This is a genomic window from Rickettsia sp. MEAM1 (Bemisia tabaci), assembly GCF_002285905.1.
GTDB lineage: Bacteria > Pseudomonadota > Alphaproteobacteria > Rickettsiales > Rickettsiaceae > Rickettsia.
Genome location: NZ_CP016305.1, coordinates 658,854 through 685,079, shown reverse-complemented (window position 1 = coordinate 685,079; position 26,226 = coordinate 658,854). Strand labels below are relative to the sequence as shown.

Below are 26,226 nucleotides of genomic sequence, written 5' to 3'. Positions count from 1 at the left end.
AATTAGCTAATAAATATTTACTATTTGAGAATTTTCATTAGTTCTTCCCATTCTCGTTTAGTCATTCCACTAGTTTCATGGATAACTTTTTCACCATTTATCATCTTTTTAATTACTTCTAAACCTGTACGGGAAATATTTGCTCCGCACATACGATATTCTTCAAAAGCTTCATAAGTAAAAGGTACCCAAGCTTTAACTATATCAAGCATCTTTTCGGCATAAACTCTAATTTCATATTGAGCGTGCGGATCAGCTCGTAGCCTTAAGAAGTGAAGCAAATTATGTAAATTAATTTTCCAATACCATTCCGTATAATAATTTAATGTCAAATTCATACGAGCAAGCTCCCTAGCTATACCGGTAGTATTTTCGTCTATGACATTACCATCTTCGTCGGTATTCATTAATTCCGTATAGTGCTTATAACAATTTCGGGCATCTTCTTCTAATATATTAAGGACCTTTTCGGCTACTTCTTTTGGTAGGCTATCGTTTTCTCGGCATTGTTTATTAGTACTAGATTGCGGGGCAATATTTTGTGGTTCAGGTAAATAAAACTCATTACCTAATATTGAGTATCTAGCAGAATATTCGTTAACGCTGGCTGTTCTATGCCTAATCCACTGTCTTGCAATAAAGATCGGTAATTTAATATGAAACTTAATATCACACATCTCAAAAGGCGTAGTATGATAGTGACGAAGCAAATAATTAATCAACCCTTTATCTTGGTTTAGCTGTTTTGTACCTTTGCCATATGAAACTCTAGCAGCTTGCACTATAGCACTATCATCGCCCATATAGTCGATCACTCTAATAAAACCATGATCTAATACCTTTATAGGCTCGTATAAAATTTCCTCAAGTGCCAGAACTACTACTCTTTTTGTTGCGTTATTCATTTATTCCTCTGTTTTTTTTAATTATCGTAATAATGATTCCATATCTTTAGTACTTTTATTCTTTTGTTTTTTTCATCAACTTCGTAGAATAATCTATGTTGTATATTAATCCTTCGAGAATACATTCCTTCATATATACCAGAAAGTTTTTTATATGGTGGTGGGGCACCGTCAAGTTAAGTAAATTAGTGTCACAAAGTACTATATTTTTAGATTTCAGACAGCAAGAAGTCTTTGAGTAGCTTCATCCCAAATGGATTTAGCGGACGCAAATGCAATTCTTTGCTCAGATGCTGTTTTAGTATATCTTCCAACATTTACAGCAAATATATTTCTGACTTTTCCCATCAGTGATAATGTACATTGTGCTGAATTAGGATGCTTAAATTTAATCAGTATCTTCTCTTTTCTCCTAGTTGGCTGATGGGCATTCTCAATCCGATTATTTAGTCTTTTATCGGTACGATGCTTAGTCCTAGGACACATATACCTAACTGGTTTAATGTAGCTTTTTAGCTTATCAGTCACAATAACCCTTGGACATGGATAATTACCCAATAATCTTGATAAAAAGCGAATAGCTGATTTCTTGTTACGACGCTTCTGCAGTAATACTTCTAATTCATGTCCCTCAGAGTCAACAGCTCTCCATAATATGAATACTTCACCTTTGATCTTGATATTCATCTCATCCAAATGCCATTTATCAGTTGGCTTTCGCTCTCTCTTACTAATAACATCTTGAAAATAAACTACAAACTTATAACACCAAAACCTTACAGTCTCATGACTTAATATAATACCTCGATAAGCCATCTGCTCTTGAACATCTCGGTAACTATTATTAAAGCGATGATATAACCATACTGTATGGCTAATAATGCTTGCTGGAAAACGATGTCTATTCGGGGCTTGAGTAATATGCATAGCGGTAAAATCTAGGATAAATTGTTACTGCTATTCTATAAATCATTCCCTGTAATTGCTCAATACTTAATTTATACCTCCCTTAACTTGACGGTGCCCTAAATACTTGTACTAACTCATTAGTAAAAAAATTTGTACGCTTTGTTACTTCTGATGTATGTACTGACTGTGCGTCATTCACAATACTAAGCATTATATTATCTGGATCTATTTCTTTAGAAGGAATCATGCCTTTTTCAAAAAATAATTTCTGCATTTCAGGGTCATGTGTATAAAAATGCATTAAATTATGATCATATTCATCTTTGGTGTTAACTAAAAAAGGATATTTTTCTTGATTATTCAATATGTATTTAATATATTCATCTTTTCCTTGTTGAGCAAAACTAAACATTATATCTTTTATTCTTTCTTCTTTATTAAAATCGGAATTAGATTCAAAATCTCTCAGCTGAATTAAATAATTACAAAACTCGCTTAATCCATTATCATCGGCAATCTTTAATTCTTGAATTTTAGGTAATTTTTTTACAATATCTTCTATTTCTTCAATCGACATTAGTGTTGATAATGAGATAATAGTAAGATTTTTTGTGCTTGAAGAATTAACTAAATCCGTTATCCCTTTATTCGTAATATCATTACAATCTTTAAAATTAATATTAGTAATATTTTGCATATTTAGAGAATTTGCTAAATCCATCAACGCTTTATCCGTGATAATAGTTCCTCTGAAATTAATGCTGGTAATATTTTGCATATTTGAAGAGTTTGTTAAATCCGTTAACGCTTTATCCGTAATGTTGCACCCTCCTAAATTAATGCTAGTAAGGTTTTGCATATTTGGTGAATTTACTAAACTTTCTACTCCTTCATCAGTAATCTTATAACAGTCCTCAAAACTAATGCTGCTAAGGTTCTGTATATTTTGTGAATCCGCTAAAGCCTCTATTCCTTTATTTGTAATCTTGTAACAGTATTGAAAATTAATGCTGGTAAGATTCTGCATATTTGGCGAATTAGCTAAAGCCTCTATTCCTTTATCTGTAATATAGATACAATTTATAAAATTAATGTCAGTAAGATTTTGTATAATTCCATCATTAATATACTTCCCAGCTAACTTTAATTGGGTCACTTGATGGTTATTGCTTAAAGATTCAAGTAAATCAGAAATATCTGGCTCTTTTAAGTTAGCGTTTTCTAAATCTAATAAAGTACCTTCTTTATATGAATCAAATTTCATCATTATACCCTTAATCAAATTGTCCTATATAATTATATTATTAATAATTTACTTTCCCAGATCAACTTATTAAATATTATTAACATATAAAATTAAATAACCTGACAAAAAAAGTACAATATATAGTATGAATAAATAAAGAATAGGAGTATTTGAAAAGGAACATATACTTCGTTTAATTTGAAAAATTAGCAGATAATGATTATCGCTCTTTCAAATTAAACTATTATATTAAATTTTAAAGTATTAACGGTATATTTCGCCACTTAAACTATTAAGTGCTGCTTTAGTAATTTTTACCTCAATAATTTTACCAAGTAAATCTTTATTAGGGTTTTTGATATATACGGACTGCATATAAGGTGTTTTGCCTATGATTTGATCATCAAATTTACCATTACGATCAAATAAAACTTTCATAATACTTCCTACACAGCTTTCATTAAAGGCTAGCTGTTGATTTGATAATTCTTGCTGTAAGATAGTTAATCTTTCTGATTTAATATGTTCAGGCACTTGATCGTTTCTTGTTGTCCCTGGGGTACCAGGACGTGGGCTATATTTAAATGAATAGCATTGACCATATTTTACTTTACGGACTAAATCTAAAGTATCGGTAAAATCTTCATCTGTTTCGCCAGGAAATCCAACAATAAAATCAGAAGATAAAACTATATCAGGTCTTGCTTTTCTTAAGCGATCAATTATGTCAAAGTAATAATCCCGATCATGTTTGCGGTTCATTGCCTTGAGTATTTTATTTGAACCTGATTGCACTGGAAGATGTAAAAACGGCATTAATTTAGGCTCTAAGCCGTGCAAGCTTATTAAATCATCTGTCATATCTATCGGATGTGACGTGGTATAACGTAATCTCTCTAAATTTGGAATTTTTGCTAAATGCCTTATCAAATCAGCAAGAGAAAATATTTTATCGTCTGATGTTTTGCCGTGATAGGCATTAACATTCTGTCCAAGCAGCATGATTTCTTTAGCACCGCTGCTAACTACCTTTAAGGCTTCTCTATAAACTTGCTCTACATTTCTTGAAAATTCAGCACCTCTAGTATAAGGTACTACGCAAAAAGTACAAAACTTATCGCACCCCTCTTGCACTGATATAAAGCTACTAGCTCCTTGCGGATATAACTGCTCAGGTAATTGGTCAAATTTTGCTTCTTCAACAAAATCAAGATCAATTAAGTGTTTTTCGTGTCTAACAACTTTAGAAATTAATTCAGGTAAGTTATAATAAGATTGAGGACCAACTACGATATCAACATAAGGAGTTCTGGTAAAAATTTCTTCGCCCTCAGCTTGTGCAACACAGCCAGCTACTACTATTATTGCTGAATTTAAACCTTGTTTTTTTCGTGCATCTTGTAATTTTTTAATGCGACCAAGTTCCGAATAGGTTTTTTCTGCGGCTTTTTCTCTAATATGGCAAGTATTTAAAATAATAACATCTGCTTCCTCGATATTTTCCGTAGGCTCATAGCCATAAGGATATAGCAAGTCCTGCATCTTAACGGAGTCATACACATTCATCTGACATCCGTAAGTTTTAATATAAAGCTTCTTACTCATATATAATGTTTTGTAATACCTTAAAAGGTCTACATTATAATATATTTAAATAACTTTATCAAATTTTTAAATAATATTAGATGACGGGTTACTTAGGTTCTATGCATTTTTAAAAAATGCATAGAATTTGGAATTTGTGTAGATTCTAGATAGGTTATATGAAAATAAAGAAGAAAGATAATTACATTATTTCACATTTAGAGTGATGTTTAGTACCTCCTAATTTTTTAACGCTATTATCTTGTTCTTGATGCAAATCTCCATGATGAGGTGGTGTTGAATGGTGAGTAACCATTTCTACTAGATTTTTGGAATGTTGTTGTGTTTGTTCTACAAAAGCTTTGTTTGCTTCAGGATTATAAGTTTTTTGGAATTCTTTAAATAATTCAGCGGCAGTTTTTTTTTCTTTAGACATAATTTTCTCCTTTTTTAGTTTTGTGATTGATTATTTTATAGATGAATGAATTATATTTCCCGACCTATTTTTTTTTGATTATTAATTTGTGGTTGTACATTTTGTGATATAGTTTTTTTAGGTTCTGAATTAGTTACAGAATCTTTTATTTTATCGCATTGGTGCTGAGTTTTTATATTTTGGCGTGTTTTTTTATCGTTTTTATCCAGCTCTTTATTATTTGTTATTGCGTCATGTTGATTATGAAGTAAAATATGTTTTTGCTTTAATTGTTCATGTTTATCAGGGCTTCTAGTACGTTCCGTTTTTTCTATAGCATCTTTAAATTGTTTTATATGTACGTGATCTTTTTCATGCGATGATTTTAATTTATCGAGATCACTCTTTATGTTTTGTCTTATTTCTCGAGCTTTTTCTAATAAGTCCTTATTTGCTGCTAGCTTTTCATGATTAGTTTTTAGTTTATTTATTTGCTCTGGGGTTAAATTTTGTTTTTTTATTTGCGATAAGCTGTTAATTTCTTTTTCTAGCTCTTCCTTTTCTTGCTGAGCTTTCTCAAATACTTCATTTATTCCTTTCTCTTGTTCTTTAAGCCCTGCAAATTTTTGTCTACGCTCTTCTACTTCTTGATGAGTTAGTATATTTTTATCTACAACTTTTTCATCAATTGTTATATCCCCTTTAGAATCTTTTTTTACCATTTCTTCTAGTGGGGTATATAATTTTTTATATTCTTCTAGATTTTCCTTAAATTTATCGTGTTTAGTATTAAGCTCTCTAATTTGTTCTGTTACTTTTGCTTTATATTTTTGTATTTCTTCTTGTTGTAGTTGCTGTTGTAATTTTTCTAAGTCTCTTGCATAAGTTTCAGAATTAGATTGTATTTCAGAAGTTTCTTGCTTTTTTATTATAGTGTTTTGAATTTCATCAATTATATTATTAAGATAACTATTATCAGATTTTAGCGATCGTATTTGACTTGCTAATCTACTTAATTCTGCAGGATTATTAGTAGCACTTACTTGAGAAAGTATAGATTTAATCTCATTAGAAATTTGAAGATCATCTATCTGTTTCTTGCTTATATTTTCTTTATTACTCACAATAACCTTTTATATCTATTGCTCTCATTGCGAAAAAACGTTAGCAAATAGTAAAATTTAAGTCAAGTATTTATTAACAAAAATTAACTTTATATTGTAAGCCACTGATTTAATAACTCATCAAGTTTCTTTTTATCATTAACTAGTTGAGTACTGATTTGATTATATTTTTGAGGGTTTGCTAAATATAAATTACTATCCTCAAGTTGCTTTTCTAAAGCTTTAATTGAAGCTTCTAATTTTTCAATTTCATGTGGTAATATTTCAAGCAAACGTTGATATTTGTAAGATAGTTTTTTGTTTTGTGGTTCTTTAGGACTAGAAATAGGAGTTATAGGCTTTGAGGTTTTTTTAGTTGTGGGGTTTGCAGTAAAATATTGTTTGTAATCTTCATATCCACCTGTTAAATCGTGAATTTTACCTTGAGCAAAGACTAAAGTACGTGTAACTAATCTATCTAAAAAATCACGATCATGGCTAACTACTATTAAAGTACCGGAATAATCTGCAAGTATGTCTAGTAAAATCTCTAAACTATCCATATCTAAATCATTGGTTGGTTCATCTAGGATGAGCAAATTGCCAGGGTTAATTAAAATTTTTGCTAGTAATAGTCTGTTAGCCTCACCTCCTGATAGAATAGCAGTTTTAGCATTTAGTAGCTTAGGGTCGAACATGAATTGCTTTAAATAACCAGCAACATGCATGGTTTTATCATTAGGCAAAAATACCTGATCCCCACCAGTAGGACATAAAGTTTGCTGTAAAGTATGATTATGGTTTAGTTTTTCTCGATGTTGATCAAAATATGAAATATCTAAATTACCACCATATATAATTTTGCCGATTTCAGGAGTAAGTTGTTTGGTTAGTAATTTGATAAAAGTAGATTTTCCTGAGCCATTCGCTCCAATTATGCCGATCTTTTCGCCTTTTTTAACACGGAAGCTAAAATTATCAATAATTTTAGTATTTTTATAGCTAAAACTAACATTATCAGCTTCGATAATAAACTTACTTTTAGCTATATTTTCTTCAAGCTCTGCTTGGACTCTTTGTTTTGAACGAGCTAGCTTTGCAGCGTGGTCTCTTGCTATATCCCTTAAAGTTTTTAGCTGAGCAAGCCTTTTCTGGTTACGCTTACGTCTAGCTGTGACACCTGCGTTTAACCAGTCATTTTCTTGAGCTAATTTTTTATTTAATTTCCGCAGGGCTGCTTCTTCTTGCTCTATAATAATATTTTGCCATTCGTCAAAATATTTGAATCCTTTATCGGATTTGCGTAAATGTCCACGATCAAGCCACCAAATTTTATTAGTCACGTTTGATAGAAAAGTTCTATCGTGACTAACGCAAATAATCGCACCATTATATGATTTAACGTATCCTTCCAGCCATTCAATTGTTTCAATATCTAAATGATTAGTCGGCTCATCAAGCAATAATATTTCTGGTTCTAATATTAAGGCTTTAGCAAGGCTGGCTCTTCTAAGCTGTCCACCTGAGTAGGTGGATAGGTTATCTGTGCCGTTGATTTGTAACTTTTCTAGTATTATATCTATTTCATACTTATCTATTTCATTTTTACTGTTCTGATCTAAAATGAAATCATAGACGTTAGAATTAAGTTTGATTGCAATATCTTGTTTTAAATATCCGGTTGTGATTGCAGGGTCTTTAAATAATTCTCCATTATCTAATTCATAATCTTCCGATATTACTTTCATTAGGCTTGATTTACCGCAGCCATTACGACCTATCAGACAAATCTTATCGCCTTTGTATAAATAAAGCTCTAAATCAGATAAAATTATTTTATCAGCAAAACTTAAATTACCATCTTTAATGTAATAGATTGGAGTAGTCATAAGAGTATGTTAGATCGTGGCTTGGGAATTATAGATCCAGTAAATAAATATAATAAGCGTAAGTTGTTTCTTTGGATTCTATGAATACGTTAATGTCATTGGATGCTCATATGTTATCCCTGCGAAAGTGTATTGTTGCGTGGGTACCAATTAGTCATTGCGAGCGAATGAAATGAGCGTGGCAATCCAGAAAAAATAATAAAAAATGCTATAAGTTAGTATTTTTTATACTTCCTTGCTTCGTCAATTACCTCGTAATTTCGTCACAATGACGGAAAAACTGATACACGCAACAATGCCTCCCGTGGCTGTATTGTTGTGTGGATCATTTTCCCAAGCAACTAGATGACATAGTGACTCCTGAGATTGCTTCGTCGAAACTTTCAGTTCCTTCTCGCAATGACAGAAAAAACCGCTCCATATAACAAGACTCGTCTTGCAATGATGTTAAATCTTTTTAATTATTAAACTAGTGTTAGTGCCGCCAAAGCCAAAAGAATTGGAAAGTACGTAGTTTATTTTAGCCTCTTTAGCTTTAAGTGCAACTAAGTCTAACTTAACTTCGTCCATTGGGTTTTCTAAATTTAGGGTAGGTGGTGCAATCTGATCTCTAATTGCAAGTGTACCAAAGATAAATTCAACACTTCCGGCAGCACCAAGCAAATGCCCTATTGAAGATTTAGTAGAAGACATTAAAACTTTAGGGTTAGCTTCTAAAAATAATCTCTGAACTGCATTTAATTCGATTGCATCTCCTATATCAGTAGAAGTACCATGTGCGTTAATATAGCCAATCGCATCAGGGGTTATACCAGCATCTTGCAGTGCTTCATGCATTGCTCGATAAGCTCCTCTTCCCTCAGGATGCGGAGCTGTCATATGATACGCATCACCCGTAGAGGCATATCCTACGACTTCACCATAAATTTTAGCACCACGACGTACAGCATGTTCGTATTCTTCTAAAACTACAACGCCAGCTCCTTCGCCCATAACAAAACCACCTCGATCCTTATCCCAAGGTCTCGATGCTTTTTCAGGGTCATCATTATATTTAGTACATAAGGCTCTTGCTGCTACAAAACCTGCAACTCCAACAGGTGTTACCGGTGCTTCCGCACCGCCTGCGATCATAACATCAGCATAGCCATGCTTTATCATACGCATAGCATCGCCTATAGCATGTGCTCCAGTAGAGCAAGCCGTTACTGCAGCTTGGTTTGGACCACTAAAGCCATATTTTATTGAAACAAGACCTGATAAAAGATTAATTAAGGAAGCTGGAATAAAGAACGGGCTAACTTTACCATTATTTTCTTGATGAAGCTTTACTGAAGTATCTTCAATCATTTTAAGACCGCCAATTCCTGAACCTAATATTAAACCAGTTCTGTCACGTGATTTTTGATCCTCTGGTAACCATCCACTATCTTCAATTGCTTCAGTTGCAGCTGCAACGCCATAATGGATAAATTTATCCATTTTACTCAATCTATTTACATCTTCAGTTTTCGTAAAATTTTCAAGTTTGAAGCCATTCTCTTCAGAATGGTTTAATAGCCCTGCAATTTTGCATGCAAGTTTGGAAGTGTCAAATGCTGTAATAGTTTTTATACCGCTTACTCCTTGGACTATATTATCCCAAGATGACTTAACGTTAAGCCCAATTGGGGTAATCAGCCCAAGACCAGTAATAACTACTCTTTTATTCATGGTTTGATTTAACATCCTTAATTATTTTTTATTAGGTCTTAATTTGACACAGATTAAGATTTATGTTCTTTTATATAGTTAACAACATCTGCTACTTTTTTTATCTTAGTTGCTTCTTCATCAGGAACATCAACACCAAATTCTTTCTCTATTTCCATCATTATTTCTACTGTAGATAGGCTATCTACTCCTAAATCTTCTGCAAATCGCGAGTCCACGCTGATTTCTTCAATTTTTTTCCCTTGATTATCAGCAATAATTTTGATAACTTTCTGCTCGATATTATCCACTTTACTCATAATTTTGAACTCCATAAATCATTTTTTATTAGTTTGTATATTTTAAACATACGTTTAATATTTTAAAATATTATGAATATTTATTATTCATAGCTATTTTAGTTTTAAAAGAACTTCTAGCACAAAAAATTGTTTTATGCCAGCATAAAATTTTATACCATTAACATTCCACCATTTACATGTAGGGTTTGACCAGTAATATATGACGATTGATTGCTTGCTAAGAATGCAACCGCATTTGCTATATCTTCAGGCATACCATATGTTCCTTTTGGGATTTTTCGTGTTATAGCTTCTTTTTGTTCATCATTTAACTTATCAGTCATATCAGATTTAATAAAACCTGGAGCTACTGCATTAACTGTAATTCCTCTGGTTGCAACTTCATAAGCAAGCGACTTTGTCATACCGATTAAACCTGCTTTAGAAGCACAGTAATTCGCTTGCCCAGGATTTCCTGAAACTCCTACTATTGAGGCTATGTTAATGATGCGTCCGTATCTATTAGTCATCATCTTTTTTATTGCTTCACGATTTAAGATGAAATTTGCTTTTAAATTAATATCAATAACTTGGTCAAAATCTTCATTTTTCATTCTTATTGCTAGCGTATCTTTGGTAATACCGGCATTACAGACTAAAATATCTAATTTTTCTATTTGAGCTACTAAATTGCCGCATTCTTCAGTATTTGTAAGATTACAGACTTTAATAGTGTAATTATCTTTTAAATCATTGCCAAGAGTTTTTAATTTCTCCTCATTACTCCCGCTTATAATTACATGACTTCCAAGCTTATGAAGCTGCCTTGCAATAGCACCTCCTATACCCCCCGAAGCTCCGGTAATTAATGCTGTTTGACCGCTTAAATCAATCATTTACTTCCTCCTCTTGTTCAAAATTTATATTATTGACTTTAGATGATTTTTCTCGTACAAGCTTCTCAATTTCATTAGAGATTTGTGGATTATCTTTCAAATATTGTTTAACATTTTCACGCCCTTGACCGATACGTACGCTATTATAAGAAAACCAAGAGCTGGATTTTTCTATTATGTCAAGCTTCACTCCAAGGTCGATTATTTCACCTTCTTTTGAGATACCTGAGCCATACATTATGTCAAAATCTGCTGTTTTAAATGGAGGTGATACTTTATTTTTTACTACTTTTACTTTGGTTTGGCTGCCTATTACTTCTTCTTTATCCTTAATAGAACCTATTCTTCTGATATCTATTCTAACTGAAGCATAGAATTTTAAAGCATTACCGCCGGTTGTAGTTTCAGGACTACCAAACATTACACCTATTTTCATTCTAATTTGGTTGATGAAAACAGTAATACAGTTAGTACGATTAATTGAGGCAGTAAGTTTATGTAAAGCCTGACTCATTAATCTTGCTTGAGAAGCCATTTGTGCATCGCCCATCTCGCCTTCAATCTCTGATTTTGGTACTAGAGCGGCAACACTATCTATTATTATCATATCAATACCGCCGGAGCGAACTAAACAACCCTCAGCTATAAGCTGAGGGGTTATAAAGTGGAATCGATTAGAAATCGATCATCATTCACAGGTTCACCTTCCTGTTCATCAATATAGTGCTGTATCATTTCATCAGTTATATTACCTGAACTGACTGCCATATAGCCCCTAGCCCACAAATGATTGCCCCAAAATTGTTTTCGTAAATGAGTAAATTCTTGCAATAAAATTCTTGAGCTAATGCCTTTTAAATACTGTACTAACTTGCTAAGAGATATTTGCGGCTTATATGAGATAAACATATGTACGTGATCACATGATATTTTCCCTGAAATTATATGTACTTCATGTTCCATACAAATCTGCCTCAGTAAATCTCTAGTCCTTTCCGATACTTTGCCTATCAATAGTCTCTTCCTATATTTTGGTATCCATATAAGATGCACTTTTAAATCATACTGACTATGACTATTCTTTCTATAACTTCTCATATTTCTTGATATAAATTCATTGCTAAAGCAATTTCATTATATCTTCCCTTAGCCTAAAGGCGAGGGATTTTTGATCCCCGAAGGGGGACATTAAAATATAGGCTTAATTCTAAAAAATCAAATTTTATTTTTTAAAGTTAAAATAAAACTTTTAGTGTTGAAAATTCTATAAAAATATACTAAAAGTAGTAAAACATAATATATAGAAAAATCCATGAGTGAAATAACAACAAATACTAATGAACTAATAAATGATATTAGCGTTCTTATTAATAATGCTAAAGTGAGAGTTGCCATTAAAGCTAACGCTGAAATGACAATGTTATATACCTTTGATATTTCAAGATTTGGTAAGCCAAATTTTGGGATTCGCATTTGCTCACGTACTATTTGTACGCTCCGCAGGCTCACCGCTTATTTAACTTCCAAATCTTAAAATATCTGCGGTATACTGGCATAGAGGTTCTTAAAAGTACAAGAGCGGAATACGGACAGGAGGTTATTAAGACTTTGGCTAAAGGTCTTTCTTCATTATATGGGCAAGGCTTTTCTCGTACAGCTCTAATTCGCATGAATCAATTTTATCAATCTTTTAAAGAACAACAAATTAGTGCGACACTGTCGTACCAATTAAGTTGGAGTCATATAATAGAGTTATTACCTCTAAAAGAACAGAATCAGAAAGATTTTTATGCCTATATGTCTATACAAGAAAATTGGAGCGTTAGACAGTTACGTAGTAATATTGATAAAATGTTATATGAAAGAACGAAGTTATCTAATAGATCTGAAGAGCAAGTAATATCATTATTTAAAACAGATTCTAGGTTAGAGCCTGATTTAATTCTTAAAGGCCCTTACATACTTGATTTTTTAGAACTTCCAGATGAACATTATGAAAAATGCAATATTACAGCGTATTGAACAATTTATTTTAGAACTAGGTACCGGCTTTTCATTTGTAGCAAGACAAAAGCGTATGACTATAGATAATGAACATTTCTATTTAGATTTATTATTTTTCAATAGAAAGCTAGAAAGATTAGTAGCGATTGAGTTAAAAACAGGAAAATTTAAAGCAGAGTATAAAGGTCAAATGGAGCTATATTTAAATTGGCTAAAAAAGAACGAATGTTTTGAAAATGAAAAGCCTCCAATAGGTATTATATTATGTTCTGAAAAATCTGACGCACAAGTAGAATTGTTAGAAATGTCGGCAAGCGGCATTCACGTTGCACAATATTGGACAGAATTACCTCCTATAGAGATTTTGCAGAAAAAAATCGGAGAAATAGTATTGCAGACAAAAAGAATTTATGAAAATAGACCTATTGCAAACGCATATGAATAAAGATAATTTGTATATCCTTGATATTTCAAGATTTGGTAAGCCAAATTTCAGGACCCGCCTATGGTGATGAATAGTATCGGATAGTTTTTATTCTAGGTCATTCCCGCGGAAGCTTTGCCTGCGTGGATCATTTTTTCCGTCTGAGCTGAGGAAATTACGAAGTAATTGACGAAGCAAGGAAGTAAAAAAATGCTAAAATTAGTTATTTTTTACTATTTTTCTGGATTGCCACGCGGTCTACGACCGCTCGCAATGACGGTTTTAATAATACTCCAATTTTATCTGGACACTACTGTGCCTATGCGGGAATGACATAGGGTGAAAATTGTCCGGTACTATGGAATAAATCACGGGATGACAAAGGAAAATGATCCACGCAAGCAAGCCTTAAGCGGGAATTGTAAAGGTCACCTACACCTGAATAAAATATAACACTTTTTTAAAACTGTCCGGTACTATAAGACAAGCAACTAGATGACACCGATCACGTTTTTCGATGTAGGAAATGCCGTTATAAGGTAATATAGGAAACTAGTCCACACAAGCAATACTTACTTCTTTGCATATAATAAGTACTAATTATGCATTAACTAAGATAGATGTTTAGTGATTATTATCTTATCTATCCCGTAATTAAGTTGCGGGATAAATAAAGCATTTGGATAAAGACAAATCAAATTGTAAAATGATAAAGCTAGTCTTATGCTGACTCAGCTAAAGGCTCTGTTGTAGATTCTTCAGTTTTTTGTTCACGTAAATAGTCTTGTACTTCTGATTCTGATCTTGCAACAATTACTGTAACATCTGTGCTAAGCTCAGCATGTAATCTTACTTCAACCTTGTAAATCCCTGTAGATTTGATTTGAGTATCAAGAATTATATTTAAATGAGAAATAGGGTAAGATACAGCTTGAGATAATTTTTCGGCTATTTCCTTATTATTTACTGAACCAAATAATTTACCATCATCTGAGGTCTGACGAACAAAAATTAATTTTTGATCTTTAATAAGATCATTAATTTTTGTTATTTCTTCTTTTACTTGTTTATCTTTTTCTTCTAATTCATGCTTCTGCTTAACAATTAAATCTTTATTAAGCTCAGTAGCTCTAATAGCTAATTTTTGTGGTAAAAGATAATTACGACCAAATCCGTCGGCTACTTTATGTATTTCCCCTATCTTACCTAATTTTCTTACCGGTTTAATTAAAATAACTTCCATGGTATTATACATCCTTTACTTAGCTTGAAATACAAAAGGTAACAATGCTAAAATTCTTGCAATTTTAATAGCATTATTTAGCTTTCTTTGTTTTTTTGCACAAACATTTGTGATTCTACTTGGTAGCATTCTACCGCCTTCAGAAACAAATTTTATTAAAAGCTCTGGATTTTTATAATCAATAACTGGTGCATTAGACACGGAAAGAGGACAACCTTTACGTCTTCTAAAGAACACTTTTTTAGAAGCTCTTTTCATTGGTTTTCGGGTTGTTGTTTCACTAGTATTATTTTTCGACATTCTTTACCTTAATTCCTGCAAATTTAGATTTGATTATTTTAATTAGCCGTTACATCAATTACTGGAGTATTTTCTGTACTTTGATTTTTTAATATCGGTGAAGGCTCATTACTAATTGAATCTACTTTCTGTGTAAGAAATCTTATGATATTTTCATTAAGTTTCATTTTTCTTTCTAGCTCTTGCTTTACAGCTGGAGTAGTATCAAGACCTAAAAGGTAATAATGTCCTTTTTTGTGATTACCGATTTTATAAGCTAAAGCTCTTAATCCCCAGTATTCTTTTTTTACAATAGCACCGTTATTATCTTTAATGATTTTACTAAAATCATCAACAATTTTATCTATATCATTTAATGATACGTCTTGACGCACAATAAAAACTGACTCGTAAAAACTCATAATTATAAGAATCCCAACAAAAACTTTAAAATAAAGCTATTTATAGCAACTGAAACTATTAAATTCAAGTATTATTTTTAAAAAATTATTATTTCTTTGTTTATTTTTAAAAAAAGTTTGCTATAATCCCTAGTAAATCTGAAGATTATTAACAATAATTTTCAATTATTTACTAAATATTAACAGAGGTTAATTTAGTGTTAGACAAACTCTTACCACAACTTACTAATTATAGAAGAAGAAAATAAAAAAAGCATTAATATTTCTTTATGTAACGATATAGAAAGAGCAGGCTTTAATATAACAAGGATTATAAACATAGAAAAAATATTAAATTATTTCTTCCATGAACCCCTTGCTATCATAGTTACTAATGCAGAACTACAGGAAAATCCTATGGTTACTGTATCTAATATTAGAAAAATTGATAAGCTTTCTAATACCCCGATAATTTTTCTGTCCTCAACTAAACAGTTAAATTTAATGGATATCGATGATTTGATATCATTTTTCTATAAACCTTTTTTATCTGATCAGATCATCCATTTTCTGAAAAACTTATTGAGACGCTCTAAAACAATTTTACAGGATAATATTATCAAATTTAAAAATATAAGCATTGATTTAAATGCTGAAAGGGTTTATAAGGGCAAGGAAACTATTCGTTTAGGTCCTACAGAATTTAAAATTCTGCGACTTTTTCTTCAATCACCTGATAGTGTATATTCACGCCGAGAAATAATGCGATATTTATGGGAAGATGACGAAAGTTTTAACCAGCGTCTGATTGATGTGCATATAAATAGAATTAGAGATGCTTTAGGAAAAGATAGTCCAATTATTAAAACAGTTCGTTTTATTGGTTATTCACTTAATAAAGATATAGTAGAATCAGATACTTAATAATAACAATTAAAAATTTCTTTGTATTTGTGTAGTAATTGTGTTAATATTTCTTATCGATGCTAGTTAGGTTCATTGTTACAATTAAAAATCGGTTAAACTTTATGCTAAGTAAAATAAATAAGCCTGCATTTTTTGCACTAATAATTTATCCTGTTATCCTGATATCGCTTTTAGTTAAATATGTATCCAATTATGGAATAGGTTGGACTGAAATTATTTTTCTGATTAGCAGTTATTATGTTAATAATATTACGGTTGGAATTGGATTGCATAGATTATGGTCTCATCATTCTTATAAGATAAATAAATATGCTGAGTTTGTTTTAGTTGTACTATCTGCTGGAACTTTGCAAGGTCCTGCTTTATCTTGGGCTTCAAACCACTATAAACACCATGCTAAAACAGATACAGATCAAGATCCGCATAGTCCTTTAAAATTTGAAAATAGGGTTTTAGGTTTTATTTGGTCTCATATAGGTTGGATGTTAGTTGGGCAAGGCAGCTATAAATCTATCGATCGTATTACTTGGGTTAAACTTGGTAAAAATAATTTATTAAAGTGGCAGCTAAGATATTATTGGCAGATAGCAGCCTTTATGAATATAGCTGTACCATTAATTATAGGTTACCTAGTCGGTGGCACTCTACATTCGGCATATATGGGATTTTTATTTATGGGGCTTGGTAGATTCTTGCAACAACAAGCAACTTTTTGTGTAAATTCTTTATGTCACTTTGTCGGTAGTAAAAAATATTATAAAGGAACTGCTGGAGATATTTGGTGGATGGCTTTATTTTTACTTGGGGAAAACTGGCATAACTATCATCATGCTTTCCCTTCAGACTATCGTAATGGTGCAAAATGGTATCATTTTGATGTCCACAAATGGATAATATTCTTGATGAGTAAGGTTGGGCTTGCTTCAGAACTTGATCGTACTACAAAGGTAAGAATTCAAGCAAAAATGCAAGAAACATTAAGTTATCTTAGTGAAAAAGAAAAGCAAAAATTAAACTTAATGCAAGCTAAGATAGAGCAGCTTTTAGAAAATTTATGTTTAAAAATAAAAGAGCTTGAAGAATCATCTACTACGATTAAAGAGCAATTTAGAAGATCCTTTATAGAAATACAAGAATCTCTTAAAAATTTAGCAGAACAAATAAGCTCTGCTGCACAAATAACTGAAGAGCCTTCAAAAAAATTATTGAAAGTAGTTAATAGAAAAATTAACGATGCTGAACAGTCTATTTACAAACTATATAATAAATTAAATGCAGTAAAAGTTTCTAATTAATTGCTTTATTTTCATTATTATCTAACAATTCTCTTCGTTTACTATTGGTTTATGCGGCACCGTCAAGTTAAGGGAGGTATAAATTAAGTATTGAGCAATTACAGGGAATGATTTATAGAATAGCAGTAACAATTTATCCTAGATTTTACCGCTATGCATATTACTCAAGCCCCGAATAGACATCGTTTCCCAGCAAGCATTATTAGCCATACAGTATGGTTATATCATCGCTTTAATAATAGTTACCGAGATGTTCAAGAGCAGATGGCTTATCGAGGTATTATATTAAGTCATGAGACTGTAAGGTTTTGGTGTTATAAGTTTGTAGTTTATTTTCAAGATGTTATTAGTAAGAGAGAGCGAAAGCCAACTGATAAATGGCATTTGGATGAGATGAATATCAAGATCAAAGGTGAAGTATTCATATTATGGAGAGCTGTTGACTCTGAGGGACATGAATTAGAAGTATTACTGCAGAAGCGTCGTAACAAGAAATCAGCTATTCGCTTTTTATCAAGATTATTGGGTAATTATCCATGTCCAAGGGTTATTGTGACTGATAAGCTAAAAAGCTACATTAAACCAGTTAGGTATATGTGTCCTAGGACTAAGCATCGTACCGATAAAAGACTAAATAATCGGATTGAGAATGCCCATCAGCCAACTAGGAGAAAAGAGAAGATACTGATTAAATTTAAGCATCCTAATTCAGCACAATGTACATTATCACTGATGGGAAAAGTCAGAAATATATTTGCTGTAAATGTTGGAAGATATACTAAAACAGCATCTGAGCAAAGAATTGCATTTGCGTCCGCTAAATCCATTTGGGATGAAGCTACTCAAAGACTTCTTGCTGTCTGAAATCTAAAAATATAGTACTTTGTGACACTAATTTACTTAACTTGACGGTGCCCTATTATTAAAGCGATGATATAACCATACTGTATGGCTAATAATGCTTGCTGGAAAACGATGTCTATTCGGGGCTTGAGTAATATGCATAGCGGTAAAATCTAGGATAAATTGTTACTGCTATTCTATAAATCATTCCCTGTAATTGCTCAATACTTAATTTATACCTCCCTTAACTTGACGGTGCCCAAAAATGTTATAAAAAAATGTTGCTTTCTTTTAAATTCGGCATTAACGTATATATTTATGTCAACATTTTAGGGTAAGTCATAATGTCACTGATAGATGTTTTAATAGTAGACGATGAAGAAGATATACGGAATATCATTGCTGCAATTTTAAAGGATGAGGGTTTTAATCCTAAAGTTGCAGCTAATAGTACGCAAGCTCTTAAAATACTTGCTGAAAAGCCAGTATCTGCGGTGATACTTGATATTTGGCTTCAAGGAAGTGAGATGGATGGTCTTGGTATCTTAGAGGTGATTAAAAAACGCTACCCTTTAATGCCAGTAATAATTATTAGTGGTCATGGTACAATAGAGACAGCAGTAAATGCTATAAAAATGGGAGCTTACGACTATATAGAAAAACCTTTTAATAATGATAAGCTAGTTATTTTACTCAAAAGAGCTTGTGAAGTTACAAAGCTAAAACGTGAGAATATAGATTTAAAATCAAAAGTTATAGATAAGACTGAGCTAGTAGGCAACTCTACTATTACTTTAAAATATAAAGCAGAAATAGACAAAGAGGCAAGCTCCAGCAGCCGTATTATGATTCATGGTAAAGTAGGTAGTGGTAAAGAGTTAACAGCAAGGTTAATTCATAAAAAATCAAAGAGAGTTAATAATCCATTCATTATTTTCAGTCCTACCTGCATGACTTTAGAAAAAATCAATCAAGAGTTATTTGGGGAAGCAGAAAAACAAGAAAGCAATAATAACAGTAACAAACGACCTACTATTTTAGAATTTGCTAATAACGGCACTTTATATATAGACGAAGTTAGTAATATCCCAGTTCCAATTCAAATAAAATTATTAAAATTTTTAAAAGATCATACCATAAAAAAACCTTGTGGGAAAATTGTCAAAGTTGACATAAAAATCATCACTGGCACTTCTAAAAATATTCAAGAAGAGGTTAATAACGGTAGGTTTTTAGAAGATTTATACTATCGCCTAAATGTATCGTCATTAAAAGTACCATCATTATTTGAGAGAAAAGAAGATATACCACTGCTAGTCAAATATTTCGTTAAACAACTTTCAAAATTTTCAGGTTTAAAGGAACGTATTTTTGCCGATGAAACTATTGCTGCACTCCAATCTTACGAGTGGCCAGGTAATATTAGACAGTTACGCAACGTTGTTGAGTGGACTTTAATTATGAATCCTATCACTTCAGGAAATAATGAAATCATTAAACCCTATATGATACCTTCAGAGATTCTAGCAAACAGCGTTAATCTAACTAAACTTGAAGATAGCTTTGATATGCTATCTATGCCCCTTAGAGAAGCTAGAGAAGTTTTTGAACGCCAATATCTATCAGCACAAATGAGTCGTTTTAATAATAATATCTCGAAAACATCTTCATTTGTTGGTATGGAGCGATCAGCATTGCATCGTAAATTAAAACTATTAAGCTTACATATACCTCCGACAGGCAGAATAAACGAGGAGGAATATGAAGAAGCAAACGCCTAACCTACTTCTAGTATTTACTTTTTCGCTATTCTTAACTAACTGCTCTGAACCTACACGTGATGCAAATGGTTTATTAACTGATAACCAAAGTACTGTAATTAGGAATTACATAATATCACAAAATGCTAAAAATCTTAAAGTTAACCTTAAAGGACAATTTGGCTCAAACCTAAGAGGATTAAAACTAATTGGAGTAAAATTAATAGACGAAGATTTATCAGAGGTAGATTTAACTTCATGCGAAATATTACGTGCTGATTTTACTGGAGCTAATTTACAAAAAGCTATCTTAACAAATGCTATCATACAAGAAAGTAATTTTGCAAATGGGACAATACAAAATGTTTCAGGATATAACTCTGATTTCCAAGGCTCTATTTTTGATAATATTACTCTGCAAGATATAAATTTTGTTCAGGCAAATTTTAGTAATACTGCTTTTAGTAAAACTACTATTAAAAATGTAAATTTTGAAAATGCTAAGCTTGAAAATATATTATGGAATAACAATACTCTTGATGGGGTTAATTTTCAAAAAGCCGTTCTTAAAAGCAATAGTTTTAAAAATACTAATATAGAAAATTCAATATTTTATGGTGCAGATTTAGAGGGGAGTATCATAAATAATACTAATTTTACTAATAATTATTTTGAATCTAGCGACTTAAGTAGAGCAAAATTAACTGCCGTAATAATTAAGGATTCTAATTTTACACAAAGTATATTTAATGAGATAAATTTTAATAATGTGCAAGCTAATAACTCTATTTTTTCCTATACTACTTTTCAAGGTTCAACCCTGCAAAATATCAATATAGTTAAATGTGATTTACAAAGTAGTGTAATTAGTGGCTCTACTTTAAATCAGTTTAAAGTAGATACTAGCTTATTAAATAATGTAAGCCTAAATGATATTAAATTTAATAATTTATCGATAAAAAATAGTAACGCTAATTTTGCAAGACTTAATAAAATGGCTGGGGTAAATATTACTTTCAACAATTTAAGCTGGACTAATAATATTTTTAGCAATAACGATGTTAAGCAGTTCACAGTAATTAATACCGACTTAAATAATAGTGAATTATTAAACTCGAATATAAGCAATAGTCAGTTTAGTAATGTGAATTTTTCTAAAACATTAATGCAAAATATAAATTTTTCGGATGTAAAAATTACTTCAGGAAATTTAAATCAGATAGCTTTAATAGGATCTAATTTAACGAATACTACATTTAACAATTCTTCTTTTTATAATTCGCAAATAACTAACAGCCACTATACAAATTCGACTTTTGTTAATACCAACTTTGCAAGCAATATCATTTTAAATAGTGAAGATTTCAGTAAATTCCCGTCAAATACAGTAATTACTTCTGTAAAGGATTTATAAAAAACTACTAATCTAGAAATATGAATTTAGCAAATTTTGATTTAAGTAATTTAATATTTAACGCAGTTAATTTTTCTGGTGCTATTTTTAAAAATAGCTAATTTAACAAATACAGCAACTAAACAACCCTCAGGGCACCGTCAAGTTAAGGGAGGTATAAATTAAGTATTGAGCAATTATAGGGAATGATTTATAGAATAGCAGTAACAATTTATCCTAGATTTTACCGCTATGCATATTACTCAAGCCCCGAATAGACATCGTTTTCCAGCAAGCATTATTAGCCATACAGTATGGTTATATCATCGCTTTAATAATAGTTACCGAGATGTTCAAGAGCAGATGGCTTATCGAGGTATTATATTAAGTCATGAGACTGTAAGGTTTTGGTGTTATAAGTTTGTAGTTTATTTTCAAGATGTTATTAGTAAGAGAGAGCGAAAGCCAACTGATAAATGGCATTTGGATGAGATGAATATCAAGATCAAAGGTGAAGTATTCATATTATGGAGAGCTGTTGACTCTGAGGGACATGAATTAGAAGTATTACTGCAGAAGCGTCGTAACAAGAAATCAGCTATTCGCTTTTTATCAAGATTATTGGGTAATTATCCATGTCCAAGGGTTATTGTGACTGATAAGCTAAAAAGCTACATTAAACCAGTTAGGTATATGTGTCCTAGGACTAAGCATCGTACCGATAAAAGACTAAATAATCGGATTGAGAATGCCCATCAGCCAACTAGGAGAAAAGAGAAGATACTGATTAAATTTAAGCATCCTAATTCAGCACAATGTACATTATCACTGATGGGAAAAGTCAGAAATATATTTGCTGTAAATGTTGGAAGATATACTAAAACAGCATCTGAGCAAAGAATTGCATTTGCGTCCGCTAAATCCATTTGGGATGAAGCTACTCAAAGACTTCTTGCTGTCTGAAATCTAAAAATATAGTACTTTGTGATACTAATTTACTTAACTTGACGGTGCCATGCATAGCGGTAAAATCTAGGATAAATTGTTACTGCTATTCTATAAATCATTCCCTGTAATTGCTCAATACTTAATTTATACCTCCCTTAACTTGACGGTGCCTCCAGAACCTTTAGATATGTATCGTGGGATAAAAAAGATACAAGAAAAAATACCAGGAGCTTTAGACAAAAATTGTTTAATTCTTATTCAGAACAAAGAGCCTGAGCCTCTTAAGAATTTTGTGGCAAAAATGGAGGAAAAGGTTCAAGGAACAGGTGGCAAAACTCGTTATGAACAATTGCGTGAAAACCGAATATCAAAAATTAAAGAATATCAAGCTAAGTTAAAAAATGTTTCTAAGAAAACTGCCGTAACACAAGCAGCAACAATAGGTAAAGATTTAAAAGATACATTATTAAAAAGAAAGCAAGATAATAAAAAGGCTACTGGAGATTTAGCTGCAAATGCACGACGTGCAAAAAGGGCAAATTTTATTGGATAAAAATTTATACTTTATAAATGATAGAACTTGTTTATAATAACTAATTAGTAATTAAGTTATTTAGAGTTCGATGAATAAATCTAAATTCATTTTTCTATCTGCCATTTCAGGGAATATACTTGAATATTATGACTTTACTGTATATTCAGTTTTCTCGCCGATTATAGGGCGAATTTTCTTTCCTGGGGAGTCAGAATTTATCCAGATTCTTTTAAGCTTAGCCGTATTTGCAGTTGGGTTTTTGACAAGACCAATCGGCGGTATATTATTTGGTTATATTGGTGATAGATATGGTAGGCGTATTGCCCTGATAATATCTATGCTTGGTATGACTATCCCGACCTTTATCATGGGTTTGATCCCCTCATATGCAGATATTGGGGTTTATGCACCCGTTACTCTAATCATAATGCGGCTTATTCAGGGGCTTTGTATTAGCGGTGAGGGAACAGGAGCTGCTATTTTCATTTTAGAACATCGTCAAAATTTAAGACCTGGTTTTACAGCAGGTTTAGTACATGGTTCCAATATTGTTGGCACATTAGTAGCAATTTTTATTGGTATTATAATAGAGCGTTATTTTTCCCATATTGATTTTGCATGGCGGTTTGCTTTTCTTCTCGGCGGATTTATAGGGCTTGCTGGATTTTACTTGCGACTGCGTGTTTCAGAAACGCCGATTTTTAAAATGCTTGAGAAAAAGAAAAAAGTTCTTAAAGCTCCTTTTTCCAACGTAATAAAAACAGCTTGGAAATCTATGTTTTTGACCATATGTATAGGTGCCATAGCTAGCAGTATTATGTATTTAGTAAAAACATATATAAATGTGTTTTATTACAATGTTATGCATTTTGATAATGCTATTGCTTTATCCTATTCAGCTTATAGCTTGTTTATTGCAATGGTTGCGATGCCGCTTGCTGGCGGTGCTGCCGATATTATCGGAAAGTTTAAGATGAGTATGTTAGTCGGTACTGCAATTTTGTTATTGATCTTACCGACTATGTTACTTATGTCGGCAGAAGAAACTTGGCAGCAAATTCTAGCACTTACTGTTCTTGGCATGCTTGCAGGAAGTATAGCAGGTACGGCATATATATTCGTTATTTCTCTATTTACTGCAGAGCAAAAATTTACCGGCGTTGCTTTCAGCTACAACTTTGCGATAGCAATATTTGGCGGTACGTCCCCGATTATTTCACGTTGGCTTGTTGAGCATACTAAATTATTTTACGCTCCAGCTTTCTATATCATGATTATTGCAGCTATATTTTTAATTATTATGTATATGATGAGAAGAGTAATCAAACAGTTGTTAAATAGTTATGAACAAAAAAAATAGAGAAGTAACAAGTAGCTGGTTTACTAATTTACGTGATTTAGTATGTACAGAATTTGAAAAAATCGAAGAAGAATACGCAAAGGCAAAAGGTTTAAAGGCGGGTAAGTTTGTCCGCTCAAGCTGGGAACGTGATGGCGGTGGTGGCGGTGTTATGTCGGTTATGAAAGGGGAAGTGTTTGAAAAAGTCGGCGTTAATATATCCACTGTATTTGGTGAATTCTCAAAGGCGTTTCGTGCCGAAATCCTGGGAGCAGAGCTAGACGGCAAGTTTTTTGCTACTGGTATTTCATTAGTTGCTCACCTTAAATCTCCGTTAATCCCTGCAATGCACTTCAATACTCGTTATATTGAAACCTCAAAAAATTGGTTTGGCGGTGGTGGTGATTTAACGCCTTTTTATCCGGAAGAAGACGAGACAGCAAAATTTCATGCAGCTTTCAAAGAAGCATGCGACAAATATGATTCTGGTTATTATCCTAAATTTAAAAAGCAATGTGACGAATATTTTTATTTGAAACATAGAAAAGAACCGAGAGGAGTCGGCGGAATATTTTACGATTATCTAAATAGTGGTAATTTTGAGCAAGATTTTTCTTTTACGCAAGATGTAGGCAAAGCGTTATTATCAGTATATCCTGAAATCGTTAGAAATAAGCTATTTTTACCTTGGACGGACGAGCAGAAAGAATACCAGCTCATAAGACGAGGTAGGTACGTAGAATTTAATTTGCTATATGATAGAGGTACAAAGTTCGGCTTAATGACTGACGGCAATGTTGAGGCAATATTGATGTCTCTACCACCCGAAGTAAAATGGTCATAACAAAAAACCAGCCAAGGTGGTTTTTTCCTTGACTATTTTTTAATTTCGTTTTATTCTGGTCTACTTAGAATATTATAATATCTTAATTAGGCGATAAGCTAATGGCAAAGAAAAATAAAAATATTTTGGTAAGGTTAGTAAGTACAGCAGGTACAGGCTTTTTTTTAGTGAAAAAGCGTAATCCAAAAACGCAAACTGAAAATCTTTCTTTTCGTAAATACGATCCAAAAGTAAGAAAACATGTTCTTTTTAAAGAAGAAAAAATAAAATAATCGAAGTAATATATGGCAGTAAAAATTCGTTTAGCTAGAGGCGGTGCTAAAAAGCGTCCTTTTTACCGTGTAGTAGTAGCTAACGCAACCGCACCACGTGATGGTGATTTTTTAGAAAAAGTTGGAACTTATAATCCGATGCTTGCTAAAGATAGTAATGAGCGTGTAGTTCTAAAAGCGGATCGTGTAGAATATTGGCTTAAATCTGGTGCTAAACCAACAGATAGAGTTGCAAGATTTATCGAGCAAGCTGGTATAGCTCTTCCTGAGAAAGTTAAAAAAGAGATGGAAGTTAAGCTAAAAAACCGTAAAGCTAAACCAAGCAAAAAAGAAGCTAAAGAAGCGTAATGTCATCCTGTGGCGGTATTGTTGCGTGGACCATTTTTCCCTGTCACCCCGTGGCTTGACCACGGGGTCCAGTAAAATAACTTACTATAAGTTATTTTACTTTTTACCAAATTTTTGTTACATGGCTTGAAAAAAGCTCTTGGTGTCATTCCTGCTTAAGGCTTGCCTACGTGGGGGCGTCCATCGTCATTGCGAGAAGATGCATAGCATCGACGTGGCAATCTTACGAAGTAGTATAGAATTCCTGAGATTGCTTCGTCGCTTTGCTCCTCGCAATGACGTTTTCAGTTCAAGTAATAAATAAAAAATAAGCCGGATTAGCTCAGTGGTAGAGCAACCGCCTTGTAAGCGGTAGGTCATCAGTTCAAATCCGATATCCGGCACCACCTTTATAGGTGAAAAATTGTAAAAATATTAGATTGCCGAGTTG

Annotated in this window: 28 protein-coding genes, 1 tRNA gene and 3 pseudogenes; 16 read left to right on the top strand and 16 right to left on the bottom strand. The window is 32.2% G+C overall.

Features of this window, described 5'->3' with window-relative positions; genetic code table 11:
* Positions 1-20: 20 nt before the first annotated feature.
* The 13 genes and pseudogenes from thyX to tnpA form a co-directional block, all read right to left on the bottom strand.
* Positions 21-905 carry an FAD-dependent thymidylate synthase gene (thyX, locus tag BA173_RS03675; protein ID WP_016948136.1) on the bottom strand — a complete coding sequence of 295 codons (885 nt, stop codon included), beginning with the start codon at positions 903-905 and terminating at the stop codon, positions 21-23.
* A gap of 17 nt (positions 906-922) precedes the next feature.
* A pseudogene (locus tag BA173_RS03670) lies at positions 923-1,045 on the bottom strand (type II toxin-antitoxin system YoeB family toxin); the annotation flags it as partial.
* A 76-nt stretch (positions 1,046-1,121) separates the two neighbouring features.
* Positions 1,122-1,832: an IS6 family transposase gene (locus tag BA173_RS03665; protein WP_095568243.1), complete on the bottom strand. Its 711-nt coding sequence runs from the start codon at positions 1,830-1,832 to the stop codon at positions 1,122-1,124.
* An 82-nt stretch (positions 1,833-1,914) separates the two neighbouring features.
* Complete coding sequence (locus tag BA173_RS03660) at positions 1,915-3,081, bottom strand: hypothetical protein (RefSeq protein ID WP_143548557.1); 1,167 nt, start codon at positions 3,079-3,081, stop codon at positions 1,915-1,917.
* Positions 3,082-3,324: 243 nt separating this feature from the next.
* Positions 3,325-4,665, bottom strand: a complete 1,341-nt coding sequence (gene miaB, locus BA173_RS03655) for a tRNA (N6-isopentenyl adenosine(37)-C2)-methylthiotransferase MiaB (RefSeq protein WP_068041560.1) — start codon at positions 4,663-4,665, stop codon at positions 3,325-3,327.
* Between the two features lie 181 nt (positions 4,666-4,846).
* Positions 4,847-5,080: a hypothetical protein gene (locus BA173_RS03650; protein ID WP_016948139.1), complete on the bottom strand. Its 234-nt coding sequence runs from the start codon at positions 5,078-5,080 to the stop codon at positions 4,847-4,849.
* Between the two features lie 50 nt (positions 5,081-5,130).
* Positions 5,131-6,183, bottom strand: a complete 1,053-nt coding sequence (locus BA173_RS03645; protein ID WP_016948140.1) for a hypothetical protein — start codon at positions 6,181-6,183, stop codon at positions 5,131-5,133.
* 89 nt (positions 6,184-6,272) lie between these two features.
* Entirely contained in the window at positions 6,273-8,051 is a 1,779-nt protein-coding gene (locus BA173_RS03640; protein WP_016948141.1) for an ABC-F family ATP-binding cassette domain-containing protein, read from the bottom strand.
* Positions 8,052-8,498: 447 nt separating this feature from the next.
* Positions 8,499-9,779: a beta-ketoacyl-ACP synthase II gene (gene fabF / locus BA173_RS03635; RefSeq protein ID WP_068041556.1), complete on the bottom strand. Its 1,281-nt coding sequence runs from the start codon at positions 9,777-9,779 to the stop codon at positions 8,499-8,501.
* A 38-nt stretch (positions 9,780-9,817) separates the two neighbouring features.
* Positions 9,818-10,078, bottom strand: a complete 261-nt coding sequence (gene acpP / locus BA173_RS03630) for an acyl carrier protein (RefSeq protein WP_095568289.1) — start codon at positions 10,076-10,078, stop codon at positions 9,818-9,820.
* A gap of 137 nt (positions 10,079-10,215) precedes the next feature.
* The gene (fabG, locus tag BA173_RS03625) at positions 10,216-10,941 is read right to left on the bottom strand and encodes a 3-oxoacyl-ACP reductase FabG (RefSeq protein WP_016948144.1); all 726 of its coding nucleotides are present in this window, start codon (positions 10,939-10,941) and stop codon (positions 10,216-10,218) included.
* Positions 10,934-11,572, bottom strand: a pseudogene (locus BA173_RS03620) (DNA recombination/repair protein RecA); the annotation flags it as partial. The pseudogene BA173_RS03620 and the gene fabG, both read right to left, overlap by 8 nt.
* A gap of 26 nt (positions 11,573-11,598) precedes the next feature.
* Positions 11,599-12,039 carry an IS200/IS605 family transposase gene (gene tnpA / locus BA173_RS03615; protein WP_095568288.1) on the bottom strand — a complete coding sequence of 147 codons (441 nt, stop codon included), beginning with the start codon at positions 12,037-12,039 and terminating at the stop codon, positions 11,599-11,601.
* Positions 12,040-12,253: 214 nt separating this feature from the next.
* Between tnpA and BA173_RS08990 the strand changes: the two genes are divergently transcribed.
* The 3 genes from BA173_RS08990 to BA173_RS08435 all read left to right on the top strand — a co-directional run bounded on the left by BA173_RS08990 (position 12,254) and on the right by BA173_RS08435 (position 13,390).
* Positions 12,254-12,475 (top strand): DUF1016 domain-containing protein, encoded by a 222-nt coding sequence (locus BA173_RS08990; RefSeq protein WP_143548595.1) that lies wholly within the window; start codon positions 12,254-12,256, stop codon positions 12,473-12,475.
* 74 nt (positions 12,476-12,549) lie between these two features.
* Positions 12,550-12,963: a DUF1016 N-terminal domain-containing protein gene (locus tag BA173_RS08440; RefSeq protein WP_373554023.1), complete on the top strand. Its 414-nt coding sequence runs from the start codon at positions 12,550-12,552 to the stop codon at positions 12,961-12,963.
* Complete coding sequence (locus BA173_RS08435) at positions 12,935-13,390, top strand: PDDEXK nuclease domain-containing protein (protein ID WP_016948148.1); 456 nt, start codon at positions 12,935-12,937, stop codon at positions 13,388-13,390. The genes BA173_RS08440 and BA173_RS08435 overlap by 29 nt, the downstream gene beginning before the upstream one ends.
* Positions 13,391-14,090: 700 nt before the next feature.
* Here BA173_RS08435 and rplI read toward each other — a convergent pair.
* From rplI to rpsF, 3 genes are read right to left on the bottom strand one after another with little or no spacing between them, the layout of a single operon-like run.
* Positions 14,091-14,612 (bottom strand): 50S ribosomal protein L9, encoded by a 522-nt coding sequence (gene rplI / locus BA173_RS03600; RefSeq protein ID WP_016948149.1) that lies wholly within the window; start codon positions 14,610-14,612, stop codon positions 14,091-14,093.
* Positions 14,613-14,627: 15 nt separating this feature from the next.
* Positions 14,628-14,912 carry a 30S ribosomal protein S18 gene (gene rpsR / locus BA173_RS03595; protein ID WP_016948150.1) on the bottom strand — a complete coding sequence of 95 codons (285 nt, stop codon included), beginning with the start codon at positions 14,910-14,912 and terminating at the stop codon, positions 14,628-14,630.
* Between the two features lie 38 nt (positions 14,913-14,950).
* Positions 14,951-15,313 (bottom strand): 30S ribosomal protein S6, encoded by a 363-nt coding sequence (gene rpsF / locus BA173_RS03590; RefSeq protein WP_011476818.1) that lies wholly within the window; start codon positions 15,311-15,313, stop codon positions 14,951-14,953.
* Between the two features lie 483 nt (positions 15,314-15,796).
* On the opposite strand from rpsF, the gene BA173_RS03585 reads away from it, so the two are divergent.
* The 13 genes and pseudogenes from BA173_RS03585 to BA173_RS03530 all read left to right on the top strand — a co-directional run bounded on the left by BA173_RS03585 (position 15,797) and on the right by BA173_RS03530 (position 26,182).
* The gene (locus tag BA173_RS03585) at positions 15,797-16,216 is read left to right on the top strand and encodes a winged helix-turn-helix domain-containing protein (protein ID WP_232505978.1); all 420 of its coding nucleotides are present in this window, start codon (positions 15,797-15,799) and stop codon (positions 16,214-16,216) included.
* A 104-nt stretch (positions 16,217-16,320) separates the two neighbouring features.
* Positions 16,321-17,514 (top strand): fatty acid desaturase, encoded by a 1,194-nt coding sequence (locus tag BA173_RS03580; protein WP_068041916.1) that lies wholly within the window; start codon positions 16,321-16,323, stop codon positions 17,512-17,514.
* 153 nt (positions 17,515-17,667) lie between these two features.
* The gene (locus BA173_RS03575; protein ID WP_095568243.1) at positions 17,668-18,378 is read left to right on the top strand and encodes an IS6 family transposase; all 711 of its coding nucleotides are present in this window, start codon (positions 17,668-17,670) and stop codon (positions 18,376-18,378) included.
* A 162-nt stretch (positions 18,379-18,540) separates the two neighbouring features.
* Positions 18,541-18,690 carry a hypothetical protein gene (locus BA173_RS07775; protein WP_157738071.1) on the top strand — a complete coding sequence of 50 codons (150 nt, stop codon included), beginning with the start codon at positions 18,541-18,543 and terminating at the stop codon, positions 18,688-18,690.
* An 11-nt stretch (positions 18,691-18,701) separates the two neighbouring features.
* Complete coding sequence (locus BA173_RS03570) at positions 18,702-20,138, top strand: sigma-54-dependent transcriptional regulator (RefSeq protein WP_068042101.1); 1,437 nt, start codon at positions 18,702-18,704, stop codon at positions 20,136-20,138.
* A pseudogene (locus BA173_RS03565) lies at positions 20,119-21,654 on the top strand (pentapeptide repeat-containing protein); the annotation flags it as partial. The gene BA173_RS03570 and the pseudogene BA173_RS03565, both read left to right, overlap by 20 nt.
* A gap of 108 nt (positions 21,655-21,762) precedes the next feature.
* Positions 21,763-22,473, top strand: coding sequence for an IS6 family transposase (locus BA173_RS03560; RefSeq protein WP_095568243.1), 711 nt, complete (start codon positions 21,763-21,765; stop codon positions 22,471-22,473).
* Between the two features lie 79 nt (positions 22,474-22,552).
* Complete coding sequence (locus tag BA173_RS03555; RefSeq protein WP_232505977.1) at positions 22,553-23,011, top strand: hypothetical protein; 459 nt, start codon at positions 22,553-22,555, stop codon at positions 23,009-23,011.
* Positions 23,012-23,081: 70 nt separating this feature from the next.
* Positions 23,082-24,353 (top strand): MFS transporter, encoded by a 1,272-nt coding sequence (locus tag BA173_RS03550; protein ID WP_068042004.1) that lies wholly within the window; start codon positions 23,082-23,084, stop codon positions 24,351-24,353.
* Positions 24,337-25,176 (top strand): oxygen-dependent coproporphyrinogen oxidase, encoded by an 840-nt coding sequence (gene hemF / locus BA173_RS03545; protein WP_068042009.1) that lies wholly within the window; start codon positions 24,337-24,339, stop codon positions 25,174-25,176. The genes BA173_RS03550 and hemF overlap by 17 nt, the downstream gene beginning before the upstream one ends.
* Before the next feature lie 101 nt (positions 25,177-25,277).
* Positions 25,278-25,448 carry a 50S ribosomal protein L33 gene (gene rpmG / locus BA173_RS03540; protein WP_016948339.1) on the top strand — a complete coding sequence of 57 codons (171 nt, stop codon included), beginning with the start codon at positions 25,278-25,280 and terminating at the stop codon, positions 25,446-25,448.
* Positions 25,449-25,460: 12 nt separating this feature from the next.
* Entirely contained in the window at positions 25,461-25,796 is a 336-nt protein-coding gene (rpsP, locus tag BA173_RS03535; RefSeq protein WP_011478028.1) for a 30S ribosomal protein S16, read from the top strand.
* A 311-nt stretch (positions 25,797-26,107) separates the two neighbouring features.
* Positions 26,108-26,182, top strand: a tRNA-Thr gene (locus BA173_RS03530).
* The last annotated feature ends 44 nt before the right edge of the window (positions 26,183-26,226 follow it).

Coding starts and splice junctions, on each gene's coding strand:
- thyX (WP_016948136.1), bottom strand. CDS start 905: ATGAATAACGCAACAAAAAGAGTAGTAGTTCTGGCACTTGAGGAAATT.
- BA173_RS03665 (WP_095568243.1), bottom strand. CDS start 1,832: ATGCATATTACTCAAGCCCCGAATAGACATCGTTTTCCAGCAAGCATT.
- BA173_RS03660 (WP_143548557.1), bottom strand. CDS start 3,081: ATGATGAAATTTGATTCATATAAAGAAGGTACTTTATTAGATTTAGAA.
- miaB (WP_068041560.1), bottom strand. CDS start 4,665: ATGAGTAAGAAGCTTTATATTAAAACTTACGGATGTCAGATGAATGTG.
- BA173_RS03650 (WP_016948139.1), bottom strand. CDS start 5,080: ATGTCTAAAGAAAAAAAAACTGCCGCTGAATTATTTAAAGAATTCCAA.
- BA173_RS03640 (WP_016948141.1), bottom strand. CDS start 8,051: ATGACTACTCCAATCTATTACATTAAAGATGGTAATTTAAGTTTTGCT.
- fabF (WP_068041556.1), bottom strand. CDS start 9,779: ATGTTAAATCAAACCATGAATAAAAGAGTAGTTATTACTGGTCTTGGG.
- acpP (WP_095568289.1), bottom strand. CDS start 10,078: ATGGAGTTCAAAATTATGAGTAAAGTGGATAATATCGAGCAGAAAGTT.
- fabG (WP_016948144.1), bottom strand. CDS start 10,941: ATGATTGATTTAAGCGGTCAAACAGCATTAATTACCGGAGCTTCGGGG.
- tnpA (WP_095568288.1), bottom strand. CDS start 12,039: ATGAGAAGTTATAGAAAGAATAGTCATAGTCAGTATGATTTAAAAGTG.
- BA173_RS08990 (WP_143548595.1), top strand. CDS start 12,254: ATGAGTGAAATAACAACAAATACTAATGAACTAATAAATGATATTAGC.
- BA173_RS08435 (WP_016948148.1), top strand. CDS start 12,935: ATGAAAAATGCAATATTACAGCGTATTGAACAATTTATTTTAGAACTA.
- rplI (WP_016948149.1), bottom strand. CDS start 14,612: ATGGAAGTTATTTTAATTAAACCGGTAAGAAAATTAGGTAAGATAGGG.
- rpsR (WP_016948150.1), bottom strand. CDS start 14,912: ATGTCGAAAAATAATACTAGTGAAACAACAACCCGAAAACCAATGAAA.
- rpsF (WP_011476818.1), bottom strand. CDS start 15,313: ATGAGTTTTTACGAGTCAGTTTTTATTGTGCGTCAAGACGTATCATTA.
- BA173_RS03585 (WP_232505978.1), top strand. CDS start 15,797: ATGGATATCGATGATTTGATATCATTTTTCTATAAACCTTTTTTATCT.
- BA173_RS03580 (WP_068041916.1), top strand. CDS start 16,321: ATGCTAAGTAAAATAAATAAGCCTGCATTTTTTGCACTAATAATTTAT.
- BA173_RS03575 (WP_095568243.1), top strand. CDS start 17,668: ATGCATATTACTCAAGCCCCGAATAGACATCGTTTCCCAGCAAGCATT.
- BA173_RS03570 (WP_068042101.1), top strand. CDS start 18,702: ATGTCACTGATAGATGTTTTAATAGTAGACGATGAAGAAGATATACGG.
- BA173_RS03560 (WP_095568243.1), top strand. CDS start 21,763: ATGCATATTACTCAAGCCCCGAATAGACATCGTTTTCCAGCAAGCATT.
- BA173_RS03550 (WP_068042004.1), top strand. CDS start 23,082: ATGAATAAATCTAAATTCATTTTTCTATCTGCCATTTCAGGGAATATA.
- hemF (WP_068042009.1), top strand. CDS start 24,337: ATGAACAAAAAAAATAGAGAAGTAACAAGTAGCTGGTTTACTAATTTA.
- rpmG (WP_016948339.1), top strand. CDS start 25,278: ATGGCAAAGAAAAATAAAAATATTTTGGTAAGGTTAGTAAGTACAGCA.
- rpsP (WP_011478028.1), top strand. CDS start 25,461: ATGGCAGTAAAAATTCGTTTAGCTAGAGGCGGTGCTAAAAAGCGTCCT.